Annotated in this window: 12 protein-coding genes and 1 pseudogene; 5 read left to right on the forward strand and 8 right to left on the reverse strand. The window is 42.0% G+C overall.

Features of this window, described 5'->3' with window-relative positions; translation table 11 throughout:
* Positions 1 to 27: 27 nt before the first annotated feature.
* From LJE09_RS10365 to LJE09_RS10400, 8 genes are all read right to left on the reverse strand, one after another.
* Entirely contained in the window at positions 28 to 1,635 is a 1,608-nt protein-coding gene (locus LJE09_RS10365) for a recombinase family protein (RefSeq protein WP_022380727.1), read from the reverse strand.
* A complete protein-coding gene (locus tag LJE09_RS10370; RefSeq protein WP_022380728.1) occupies positions 1,614 to 3,344 on the reverse strand; it encodes a recombinase family protein in 1,731 nt (576 codons plus the stop codon). The genes LJE09_RS10365 and LJE09_RS10370 overlap by 22 nt, the downstream gene beginning before the upstream one ends.
* Complete coding sequence (locus tag LJE09_RS10375) at positions 3,344 to 4,981, reverse strand: recombinase family protein (RefSeq protein WP_055053834.1); 1,638 nt, start codon at positions 4,979 to 4,981, stop codon at positions 3,344 to 3,346. Before LJE09_RS10375 ends, LJE09_RS10370 begins: the two co-directional genes overlap by 1 nt.
* Before the next feature lie 138 nt (positions 4,982 to 5,119).
* Positions 5,120 to 5,386 carry a DUF6870 family protein gene (locus LJE09_RS10380; RefSeq protein WP_055053835.1) on the reverse strand — a complete coding sequence of 89 codons (267 nt, stop codon included), beginning with the start codon at positions 5,384 to 5,386 and terminating at the stop codon, positions 5,120 to 5,122.
* Positions 5,387 to 5,442: 56 nt separating this feature from the next.
* Entirely contained in the window at positions 5,443 to 5,808 is a 366-nt protein-coding gene (locus LJE09_RS10385) for a type II toxin-antitoxin system PemK/MazF family toxin (protein ID WP_055053836.1), read from the reverse strand.
* 153 nt (positions 5,809 to 5,961) lie between these two features.
* Positions 5,962 to 6,144 (reverse strand): hypothetical protein, encoded by a 183-nt coding sequence (locus LJE09_RS10390; protein WP_055053837.1) that lies wholly within the window; start codon positions 6,142 to 6,144, stop codon positions 5,962 to 5,964.
* Positions 6,145 to 6,386: 242 nt separating this feature from the next.
* Positions 6,387 to 6,860 (reverse strand): sigma factor-like helix-turn-helix DNA-binding protein, encoded by a 474-nt coding sequence (locus tag LJE09_RS10395; RefSeq protein WP_008707683.1) that lies wholly within the window; start codon positions 6,858 to 6,860, stop codon positions 6,387 to 6,389.
* Between the two features lie 776 nt (positions 6,861 to 7,636).
* A complete protein-coding gene (locus LJE09_RS10400) occupies positions 7,637 to 7,819 on the reverse strand; it encodes a hypothetical protein (RefSeq protein ID WP_008707686.1) in 183 nt (60 codons plus the stop codon).
* Positions 7,820 to 7,948: 129 nt separating this feature from the next.
* On the opposite strand from LJE09_RS10400, the gene LJE09_RS10405 reads away from it, so the two are divergent.
* The 5 genes and pseudogenes from LJE09_RS10405 to LJE09_RS10425 all read left to right on the forward strand — a co-directional run bounded on the left by LJE09_RS10405 (position 7,949) and on the right by LJE09_RS10425 (position 11,937).
* Positions 7,949 to 8,623: an alpha/beta hydrolase gene (locus LJE09_RS10405; RefSeq protein WP_008707688.1), complete on the forward strand. Its 675-nt coding sequence runs from the start codon at positions 7,949 to 7,951 to the stop codon at positions 8,621 to 8,623.
* A 20-nt stretch (positions 8,624 to 8,643) separates the two neighbouring features.
* Positions 8,644 to 10,119, forward strand: a complete 1,476-nt coding sequence (locus LJE09_RS10410) for an amino acid adenylation domain-containing protein (RefSeq protein ID WP_008707690.1) — start codon at positions 8,644 to 8,646, stop codon at positions 10,117 to 10,119.
* A complete protein-coding gene (locus LJE09_RS10415; RefSeq protein ID WP_008707691.1) occupies positions 10,119 to 10,589 on the forward strand; it encodes a GNAT family N-acetyltransferase in 471 nt (156 codons plus the stop codon). The genes LJE09_RS10410 and LJE09_RS10415 overlap by 1 nt, the downstream gene beginning before the upstream one ends.
* 79 nt (positions 10,590 to 10,668) lie before the next feature.
* Positions 10,669 to 11,563, forward strand: a pseudogene (locus LJE09_RS18830) (radical SAM protein).
* Positions 11,560 to 11,937 (forward strand): MmcQ/YjbR family DNA-binding protein, encoded by a 378-nt coding sequence (locus LJE09_RS10425; RefSeq protein WP_008707693.1) that lies wholly within the window; start codon positions 11,560 to 11,562, stop codon positions 11,935 to 11,937. The pseudogene LJE09_RS18830 and the gene LJE09_RS10425 overlap by 4 nt, the downstream one beginning before the upstream one ends.
* Positions 11,938 to 12,002 lie beyond the last annotated feature (65 nt).

Raw genomic sequence — 12,002 nt, forward strand, 5'->3', positions numbered from 1 at the left:
AATTTTTGTAATTTGTCCATCATCACTTCAACTGCAGATTTTCTGCACCTGCTCTACATACTTCACCAGCTCATCAGCAAAATTCCATTCAATTTCTATTCGCTTATCATTATATACCTTGATACCACGAATAAAAGTTACTGCTATCTCTCTGGTTAATTGCTTATTTCCTTCGATCAGGTCTGTCAGGCACTGTCTGCCATCGGGCGGAAGTTCAAATAAACGTTCAGCCGCTTCACTCTGTTCTGTCTCCATTTGCGCTATCGCTAAGGTTTCTTTCTCAATTTGTTTATCCAGCTTGTCATTTTTTCTGGTGAACTCTTCTTCTGAGATTTCTTCCATTGCATATCGCATATATAGTTCAGTCTTCTGGTGCTTGTATCTGCTAATACTGTCTTTGGCATCCCGAATCTTTTTTGCAGCTCCATTCACTTTTGATTTTAATTCTACTTTCTGTAATTCGAGTACCGGTTCAGCATCATCACTGATCTTTGCAAACAGCTTTATTGCCCTGAAAATCATCTCATTGAACTCGTCATCATATAAATTGTCTGTTACACAATCTTGATTTGCCGCATTAAATTTCCTTGGGCACTTAAAGTGCGGATTGCATCTGGTTACATGCTGTAGATTCTGACCGCATCCCCCACATTTTACCAATCCTTTCAGCGGATAATTATTATTGTGGGTTTTGCTCCTCTTTCTGGAATTTAATTCCAACTTTTCCTGTACAGCATCAAACACCTCTTTAGAAACAATCGCTTCATGCGTACCCTCAACCACAATCCAGTCTTCTTCTTTTGTTTTCAAATGCTTATTACTTCCTACCGAAGCAACTTTCCACTTGCCGCCAATCGTAGTTCCCGTATACGTTTCTGTCATCAGTATCAGTCTTACAGTTACTGGATACCAGATATATTTTTCTGTTGTTTTCTTCACACCAGTTTTCAGAACTTCTCTTTTATATTGACCTGGACTCATAATTTTCTGCTCATTCAGGTAACGTGCCAGCTGAGTAATATTCATTCCATTAAGATATTTCTGAAATATCATCTTCACAACAGGCGCTGTCTCCGGATTAATCACGAGGCTGGTCACATCTTCATCAGGCTTCAAATATCCATACGGTGCTCTCGCTCCCATATATTTTCCAGCTTTCTGACGCTGTATCAAAGTTCTTTTTACTTTAACGGAAGTATCAATGCTATGATGTTCGTTAATAATATTTCTGAAACCAACATCTATTCCCGGCATACCAGATTCATATTTCATACTATCAACATTATCATTGATTGCTATGAATCTCACATTCATAAATGGAAAAATTTGTTCCAGATATGTGTCAACCTCTATATGATTCCTGCCGAATCGAGAAAGGTCTTTCACTATAATTGTGCTGACTTTTCCATCTCTTACTAATTCCATCATACTTTGGAATCCTGGGCGATCGAAATTCGTTCCACTATAGCCATCATCTTTGAATTCTAACACTTCCGTATTTTTGAACTCATTTTTACTGGCTATGTATTGCCCAATCACAATTCTCTGATTGGTAATACTATTGGATTCATCCAGCATATCCTCATCTTCCAGCGACAATCTTAAATACTTTACTATGCATTTACCATCTGACATCTGATCACCCCCTCCTCTAAAATTTCTGATAACGCCTGTATTTCATCTTGAAATTTAAATTCGATCTCTATACGTTTGTCTTCATATAAAGAGATTTTCTTTATATAAGAACGGACAACATCTTTTGTAAGGAATTCCAAATTCTTTCCTTTACTGAATTCAGCAAGCCACGAGAAGTTCTTTTTACACAATTTTTCTGTAATTTTTCTACTCTTCTCAATTTCTTTCTGTCTTGTAACCAGGTCTTTTTCGACCACGGTTATTCTTTCTGTCATACGATTATATGCATCCGTATCAATCTCGCCCGAAACATATTGCTCATATAATTCAAATCGTCTTGCTTCGTTCCTTTTATTGAGCTGAACAATTTTACTCTGTTCCCTGTTCAAATATTTTTGGAATGTTTCAAAATATTCACCATTAAAGCGTTTCAGTTGCGTTTTTAATTCACATACTGTTTTTAGCTGCATGATGAGTGCCCGATACACCAGTTCATCAATTACTTCTTCTTTCCAGCGATTACAGTTATATTTTTCCTTGGAAATTTTTGCATAATTACCACAAATGAAATAGTAATTGTAATACAAAACACCATTCTTTTCGCTGTAATAGTATCTCCGAACCATATTAGCGCCACAGTCACCACAGTATATCAATCCAACATACTTATTATCCTGTTTTCCATGAGTCTGCATATTCGATAAATCTTTTTTGGGCAATGCTTTCTCCTGCTTTAATTTGATTACATTTTGTACTTTTTCAAATAATTCAGCACTCACTATAGCCTTATGGGTATTCACATGTTCAATCCATTCTTCTTTATCCAACATTACATTTTTTTCTTTTGTAAGAAGTGAAGTTCTTGTTTTATGTGAATAAGTATTTCCCAAATAGTGCCTATTTTCCGCAATCTGTTTAATTACAGATGATTGCCAATGCATATCCGTTTCGTCAATTCTATCCAAGAATAACTTCCCAGTTCTTGCGTATACCCTTGGCGAAGCCAGCAGCATGGTATTAAACTCTCTCGAAATTTTCAAATATGACTGCCCTGCAGCAAGTTTTTCAAATATTTCTACTACATACGGTGCAGTTAAAGGATCGGGAACAGTAGTAGATTTTCCTTTTTCATCTCTAGCTCTCTTATACCCATAAGGAGCATCTCCACCACAATATTCACCTGACTCCATCTTAATTTTCATGGCACTTGTCATTTTTACAGATGCATCTTTTGCATACATATCATTTGCCAGATTCGATATCATGATTCCCAGCATCTGATTGTCACATTCTGGACTGATACTGTCATAGTTATCATTGACTGATATAAAGCGCACTTGCATAAATGGAAATATTTTTTCCAGATATTTTGATACTTCTTCCAAATCTCGACCAAATCGTGATAAATCCTTTACTATGACCGTATTTATTTCTTTTGTTTTGATGTCACCAAGCATTCTCACAAAGTCATCTCGATCAAATTTCGTACCTGATATACCGTCATCCTTATAAAACTTTACAACTTCAATATCCGGATGAGATTCTGCGTAAGAAAGAGCGATCAGTTTCTGTGTCTCCAGCGATTCTCTCTTCTCACCATTGATATCTACAGATATTCTGGTATAAATACCGGCTTTCCAGATCTTCTTCGGTGATGCCTGCACAAATGCTTCAGCTTGTTTCATCTGGCGATTTCTTGTTCTTGCCATTATACAGCCACCTCCTGTTTTGTTTTTCCAATCTGTTCTGCCAGTCTTGCAGCTGTTACCAACTCATCTTGGAATCGGTAAACAATCTCTATTTTTTTTCCTTCAAAGACATTTATTTTTTCCACATACTGAAGAAGCATATCTCTGTCAAGATCTCCCAGCGACGGTTTCTCAAGAAATGTGTTTACCCATTCTTCGCACAGCAGTTTATTTTCAAGGAGATTTTCCATATACTCTTCCTGCTTTTCAATATTGCTTTCCAGACTTTTAATTTCTGTCTGATACCGTTCTCTAAGCAAAGCGTAATCATCCCTAGAAATAACTCCTGACGCAAGATTTCCCGATAATGAATGTAACAACTTATAATATTTATTGACTTTGTTTCGTAACTCAAGTATCTGGTCATCATGCTGTATCAATGTCTGTGTATCCAAAGAATTCTCTTTCAAATACTCCATTGCACTCCGTATGGCATCCGTCATCTTACTGTATATTTTCAAAGAATCCATTACCAGCTGAATCAGCACATCTTCTCTGATACTATGTCTGGAACATTGATCCTTCTTTTTATTGTAAGAAGAACAGATATAAAAAACTGTCTTTTCTCCTTTATAACTGTTAGTTCGCCGGATCAGATTACTTCCACAGTCTCCACAGGATAATAACCCACCAAACAAATAAAGTCTGTTTTCTCCGGGTGCTATCCTGGTATCCTTCGCAAGCAACATCTGAACTGTTTCATATTCTTCTTTTGTAACGATACCTTCATGATGATTTTCAAAAATCACCCATTCTTCCTTTGGTAATGCCCTCTGCACCTTAACTTTATAGTTAATTCTTTGGGATTTTCCCTGTTGAAGCACTCCATAGTAGATTGGATTCTTTAAGATACGGATAATTGCTACTGCTGACCACCTGGATGTCAGATGTGTCTGAAATGACGATTTGAAGTTTACTCCGGTCGCACGTTTGTAATCAGCCGGTGCAAGAACTCCCAGTTCATTCAGTTTATCTGCAATCAGCTGATTGCTCATGCCCTCCATCTTCCAGTTAAAAATATCTCTTACATGCTTTGCAGCAACCGGATCAATTTCTATCTGACTTTTATCAGCATCACACTTTTTATATCCATATGACACGTAATTTCCCACATATTCTCCAATATTTCTTTTTGCACTCAAGTGGCTTCTTACTTTTTGAGAATTCTGTCTGCAATACGTGTCATTAACAAAGGATTTCACCGGTAATACAAGATGCGTATCGGTAATGTTTGCTGTTTCAGAATCATAATTATCATTGATTGCTATAAATCGTACTCCCAGTTGTGGAAATACTTTTTGAATATACCGATCAACATCTATATGCTCTCTACCGAATCGAGACAAGTCTTTTACAATGATACAGTTGATTTCCTTATTTTCGATTGCCTTGAGCATTGCCTGAAAACCAGGACGCTTAAAATCAGTACCTGAAAAACCATCATCTTTAAATGTCTCAACAATAGTAATATCAGATGTCGATTTCATATAGTTATCAATCAAAATTGACTGATTTACAATAGATTCACTTTCAGCCTTATCTCCGTCCTCAATACTAAGACGAAGGTACTTGGCTGCTATCCAGATATTTTTTTGCATAAAAAACACTCCTATCCAAAGATTCTGCCAAAACAGAACCCTTAAATAGAAGTGCTCTATTCAAATTTAGTCCTGTTAGCATTATAGCACACTTCGTCTTCTGTGTGAATATGAAATTTTGTTGTTCCAGTTATTCCCTTATGCCAATCCAGCTTTCTTTGCTACAAGCTGTTTTGTACAGTCTATATAGGAAAGGGAAGCTGCTGCATTAAAAACACTTTTTACGACATAGCCCATATCTTCATATACATATGGGTTATCAGAGTGATTAAGCAGCACTTCCATCTTATTGCTTTTCCTGCTATCCAGCTCTGAAATCAAATCCTTGTACTTGGGCAAACTATCTCGTTCAATCTCTTTGATATCAACTGTTTTCAACTCTTCTAATCTTTCAACTGTTGTCATGGACATCGCCTCCTTTTCCTATAGTTACCATTATCGAAAATAAATATTCGTAACAGTTATGTAGTCTTCTCTTCCATTCCCATCTGAATCCGTACTGCTTTCAGTACCCGATCTAGGCTCCACTTGTTCACTCTTCCGCATTTCTCAATAATACATTTCGTAGAAATGCTCATAACCTGTTCAGCCAGTGCCAGGCTTCCTTTTCGGATTCCCGTCATATCATATTTGCTGATAAATACATGCGTTGGCAAATACCGTTTCTTATAAATTCTTGATGTCAGCGGAACTACCGTTATGACTGAACTGTATGTATTGGCTTTATTATTGCTCACTACGATCACCGGTCTTACTCCACCCTGAACCGAAGTTGTCGGGAACATACCGAGATCTGCCCATAAGATATCTCCTCTTCGGATTGTCATTTGTCCTCTCTCCAATCTGTTATTTTTATTTGTAAAGCATCCATAGCGCTATATTGGCTCCACAGGAATACGGCAGAGTTTCTTTCCTATAAGGAAAGCTCTGCCGCATAACCTCTATAGCCAATTTGATTATTAAACAGTGCTCGCTCGATTCTATTTATCCTCGATACCCCGAATCGTTACTCCCGCATGTGCAGGAAGGGAATAATAACCTGCCCGGATGCACGCTCCGGACCACAACCCGGAAACTCTCGTTTCCAGGCTCCAGCAGTTCATAGGTTTACCAGTTACAGACTTCTCAGGGTCTGCAAGTGTATCGCATCTCATATATGTCATCGCATCACCAGCCTGCCAGCTAGCTTCGGTCAGTGCTTTTTCGCAGCATTACGGACTGAACTAAAATCTTTGTTTTGTCTTATAATCCTATAGCGGCATCTTCCTCGTGCTCACTGTATGAAATGTCACATCAGTTATTATTGAATATTCAGTTATCATGGTTCATTTTAGGAAGTCCTTTAACTTCCTCTAATTACTAAAGTCAAATGACTTTGGCAGATGCAAAAGATTTTGAAAAATTTTTAAAAAAATTTATTCATATACATTTCACGCATCTTATTAAGAGTGGATTTCAGCTTGTATGACAGCATCTGTCTGGAAATCCCCATAATCTCCGCCATCTGTGTCTGTGTCTTGTTTTCAAAGAAAATGCCATAAATAATCATGCGTTCCTCTGAGTTCAGCTGATTGATCACTTTGTGAATATCCTGCTGTTCCATTTTTGTCAGTACACAGTGCTCCACATCACAGTTCAGATCTGGAAAATCCTCAATCATGAAGACTTCTCCATCAATGGACTGACCGCTGTAAGGTACCTCCCGCAGCATCTTATCCACGACCTCACCCAGTTCGTTCTTGATCTCAACTTTTTTTGCCTTGCTGCTTCTGTAAAAATTGTTCATCGCATACGCAACTTCTTTTGTAACTTCGATCATTTCTCCATCAATATTTGCGTAATACTTTCCTTCATAAAAATATGGGTGTTCAATATACATGTCCGTTCCTCCTGAATTTGAAATCTTGTTGCTCGTTTCAAATCCAGAAGGCGGACCTCTGTTTAGAATCATGCCTGCTCCGCCTTTATCCTGCCGGGATACGCCCGCAGTTATTGGCTGAAAAATTCAGGCACGAAAAAAAGCCCCAGTAGTTTTTTCTTAACTACTGAGGCTTTCGTCTCTTTCTTGTATTCAGTTATCTATGCCTTCTTTCATCAGCATAATCATTGTATCAGGATAAAGTTCACAAAGTATCCGCAATACGTTCCCATAAGTTCATGTCATTATTAGAATCGTACATATTTCAGTGTAAAAAGTTCACTATTCAAATTCTGATTATTTATAGTTAATATGTTCTATCAAAATGACTATTTTCTTTTTCATTATTTAATTTAACAAAACAATTCCTATGCCAAAAGGCGGAGTTCACTTTACATTTTCCCCACTAAAGCTGAACAAGTCGAACTCTGTATATGATATTATCGTATACAGGAATATGTTTTGTTTGGTGTATCGAAGAAAATAAAAGTAACGGCATTGTATGTTACGAAAGTGATATACAGTGTCGTTATTTTTATGCTATAATGCGGATATGAATTTAACAAATCGGAATTGTGCGCCCAGACAAGGGCGAGTAGTCTAGCAGGTGGAATGCCTGTCTGGTAAGGTCTAACCAACCGCCAGTAGCGAGTCTTGGGTGACTGCCAGTAATGGTAGTTGCTAAGCGTAGACAGCGAGAAAATAGAGAGTGTGATTGAGCCTCGAAATTTTGATATCTAGAAGGCTGACGTTTTAATTCCAGCGGAAAGCAACACAAACCAAATCGTCATGGTAATCTGTGTTTTCCACTTTCCCTGAAGCATCAGAAGCAGCGGCGTGACCGGGCTGTTGCCCAGATCGGTGACGATTCCCTTCTTGACATCGCGCAGATATTCCTCATATGTCATGATATGATCCATCTTGATTCCTCCTGTTTATAGCCTTGGTCAGTAGTTTGATACTATGTACGAACTTTCTGCGTACTTGCTTTCGTTTTCGGATACCGTACAATATTTATACAATGAATCGTCAAGAGAGGAGGCAACAAGGTGACTTCTTTAACCATAGAACAAAAAAGAGTGGACATATACCCAAGCGCAAAGCCGGGCAGCCCAGTTATCTATCTCAACACCTTTTCCAATGCCGTTAACAGTGTGTATAAAAACCTGATGGCGCTCGGCTGCCCAGATTTCTGTCTGGTGGCGGTCAGTAATCTGAAATGGGATCATGACATGACACCGTGGTATATGGGGCCGATCTCTAAACACGATACGCCCTGCACCGGGGGTGCGGATGATTACCTGAAACTGCTTCTGGATGAAATTATGCCGGAAGCGGAAGCGCTCCTTCCCGGTGCGCCCGCCTGGCGGGGCCTCGCCGGTTACTCGCTGGCTGGGCTGTTCGCCCTCTACGCTCTCTACCAAACGGATGTGTTTGCCCGCGCAGCGAGTATGTCAGGTTCCTTCTGGTTTGAGGGCATCATGGAATATGTGTGCTCCCATGAGATGAAGCGCAAACCTGACTGTCTGTATTTTTCTCTCGGAGACAAGGAGAGCTCCACCGATAATCCGATTTTGAACGTTGTGCAGCAGAATACGCAGGAGATAGAAACACTGTGCCACGGGAAAGGCATCGAAACCACCTTCGTACTGAACAGTGGCAGCCACTATCAGGCGTGCAACAAGCGCACAGCGGCTGGCATTCACTGGATATTAAATAGATAAACCGACAAGGAGATAAAACGATGGATACGATTTATTCGCTTTTTCAGAAAGTAGTTAAAGAACATGAAAATGCCCCGGCTATCATTGAAAACGACCGCGCCATGACTTTTGGAGAGCTGTCCAACATGGTAGATATGATCACGTGCAGCTTTCCGCAGGAAGTACACAGCATCGGCATCGTCATGCGTCACCGAACCGAGATGATTGCCTCGATTCTGGCGGTACTCAAATGCGGCGGCCAATATGTCCCAGCCGAGCCGGATTTTCCCACCGGGCGCATCCATGACATGATGACCGAGGCACAGGTGGATTTTGTGCTGACGGAACACGCCTTTGCGCCCAAACTGAGCAGTTTCCCCATCCGCTATACAGATTGTGAGATCTGCGGCGTGGAGACGCCCTCCTGGAAGCGCAACGCCATCGAAGACCCGGAACGCCCCGCCTATGTGCTGTATACGTCAGGTACCACCGGGCGGCCCAAAGGTGTCTGTGTCACCAACCGCAATGTTTGCCATTATGTCCGTGCCTTTGCCAACGAGTTCCATCCCGGCCCCGGTGATGTCATGCTGCAATATTCCGTCTGTTCTTTTGACATCTTTGTGGAGGAAGTGTTCACCAGTCTGCTGAATGGTGCCGCTCTGGCCATCCCCGCTGACGAGGATAAGGCCGACATCCATGCGTTGATGGCTTTTGTGGAACGTCACCATGTGACTATGATCAGCGGCTTTCCGTATCTGCTGGCAGAAATGAACCACCTGTCTGTCATTCCGTCCTCTCTGCGGCTGCTTATCAGCGGCGGCGATGTGTTGCGGGGCGTTTATGTGGATCACCTGCTGAACAAAGCAGAGGTTTACAACACCTACGGCCCCTCCGAGACAACGGTCTGCGCCTCCTATTACCGTTGTAATAGTGGAACTGTGCTGGAGGACGGTACCTATCCCATCGGTCATCCTGTACTAGGTGCGCAGATCAGGATTCTGGATCAGTCTGGCAACGAGGTTGCCAAAGGGCAGACGGGTGAGATTTGCATTTATGGCGGCGGTGTATCTCTGGGCTACATTGGCGACCATGCCGAGGAAAACAGCGCTTTTGAGCGGCAGCCGGACGGTAGCACCATGTACCGCAGCGGCGATTTGGGCTATATCCTGCCGAATGGCAACATTGCATTCCTGCACCGCAAGGACGACCAGATCATGATTTACGGCAAGCGGGTGGAACTTGCCGAGGTGGAGTCCCGGCTCTATCGGTGCAAGGATGTGCAGCAGGCTATTGTCCGGGCTTTTACAGACGAGGATGGACTGTCCTATATGACCGCCTATGTGGTGCCTTCCGACAATAAGCTGAAAGTCTCGGAAGTAAAAAAAGAACTGTCTGAAAATCTGACTTCCTTTATGATCCCAGAGTTCTTTGTGAAGATGAAGCAGATTCCTTTGAATGTCAACGGTAAGCCGGATGTGTCGAAACTGCCGGTGGTAATGAAAGCGGGGGCATTATAATGGAGATTCAGATCCGGCAGGCCACGATCCAGGACCTGAATGTATTGATGCAATGGCGAATGGAAGTCTTGCATGAGGTATTCTCCATCCCCTCGGAGCGGTCTGTAACAGAGCTGGAATCGGAAAATCGCCGCTACTATCAAACAGAACTGCCGCAGGGCGGACATATTGCCTGCTTTGCCTACGTAGGGGAGGAAATCGTCGGCTGCGGCGGGATATGCCTCTATCATGAGATGCCCTCACCGGACAATCTAAACGGGAAATGTGCCTACCTGATGAACATTTATACCCGGCCGCAGTTTCGCGGACACGGCATAGGGAACAGAATCGTCAGGTGGCTTGTAGAGCAGGCTCGTCAGCGGCATATTTCAAAAATATATCTTGAAACCTCAGACAAAGGCAGGCCGCTGTATCAAACAATCGGTTTTGCCGATATGAAGGATATGATGAAACTGTCCCGTGAAAAATAAGCAAAATCAAAGGAGCATACATACAATGGAGCCAATCATCTGAAACGTTGAAGTAAAAAGCGTCCTCACAAAATCCAATTTGCCTGTGAGTGATTATTATTCGGTCAATCCTTATGTGGGCTGTGGCCACGGCTGCAAATATTGCTACGCATCTTTTATGAAGCGTTTTACCAATCACCCGGAGCCCTGGGGAGAGTTCATAGACGTTAAATTTTGGCCGGAAATCAAACACCCGGAGCGGTATGCAGGGAAAGAACTGTTTCTCTGTTACGTGACCGACCCATATCAGCCGCTGGAGGAAACCGCCTGCCGCACCCGCGCCATTTTAGAGCAGATGCAGGGCAGCGGATGTAGCCTCAGTATTGCTACCAAGTCTGACCTGGTGCTGCGTGACCTTGACCTCATTAAAACATTCCCCAATGCGCGGGTATCCTGGTCGATCAAACACACTGGACGAAGATTTTCGCGCTGATATGGACAATGCAGTGAGCATTGAGCGGCGGCTGGCCGCTATGAAAGCATTCCATGATGCTGGTGTGCGCACCACCTGCTTTATCTCGCCGATTTTCCCCGGCCTCACCGACCTGCCCTCCATCATCCACCGGGCGAAGAATCAATGTAATTTGGTCTGGCTGGAAAACCTAAACTTGCGGGGCGGTTATAAGAAAACGATTTTTGACTATATAACGGAAAAACATCCAGACCTGCTGCCGCTGTACGATACCATTTACAATAAAAAAGAACGCAGCTACTGGTCAATGCTGGATGCGCAGATGCGGCAGTTTTGCCAAGAGGAAGGGCTACTGTATGTCCGGGATGATGATTCCATCAAACGCCCGTTCAACGATCCGCCTATCGTGGTCAATTATTTTTTCCACGAAGAGATTATCCCTCGGCCAAAATGCAGAAGAACAGGTAATCAAAACTATATAGTAACATGCAGAAAGCTAGAAGTTGTAGAGGTGAGGTTATGAAACGCGCAGAATTAGAATCATTTATAATGGAGACATATAACGCTGAGACAGATTATCCGTGGCTCAAATATCCGAATTATGAGGTGTTCCGGCATTGTAATAATCGGAAGTGGTTTGCTCTGATTATGGATGTACCAAAGAACAAGCTGGGGCTGCAAGGCGAAGAAATGCTGAAAGTGGTCGATTTCAAATGTGACCCAATTCTGATTGGCACACTACGAGAGGAACCCGGCTTCTTCCCGGCGTATCACATGAGCAAGGATAGCTGGATTACTGTTGCACTGGATGGCAGCGTATCAGATGACAAAACCAAAATGTTGCTTGATATGAGTTATGAAGCAACGATACCCAAAACATGCAAAAAGAGATACTGACAAATTCAAGTTGAACAAAATCGCTGCGCGATGGCTTGCCAAGGCTGTGGCGCAGCTTTCTTTTT

It is taken from the genome of Blautia sp. DFI.3.45, assembly GCF_020593505.1.
Taxonomy (GTDB): domain Bacteria; phylum Bacillota; class Clostridia; order Lachnospirales; family Lachnospiraceae; genus Blautia_A; species Blautia_A wexlerae.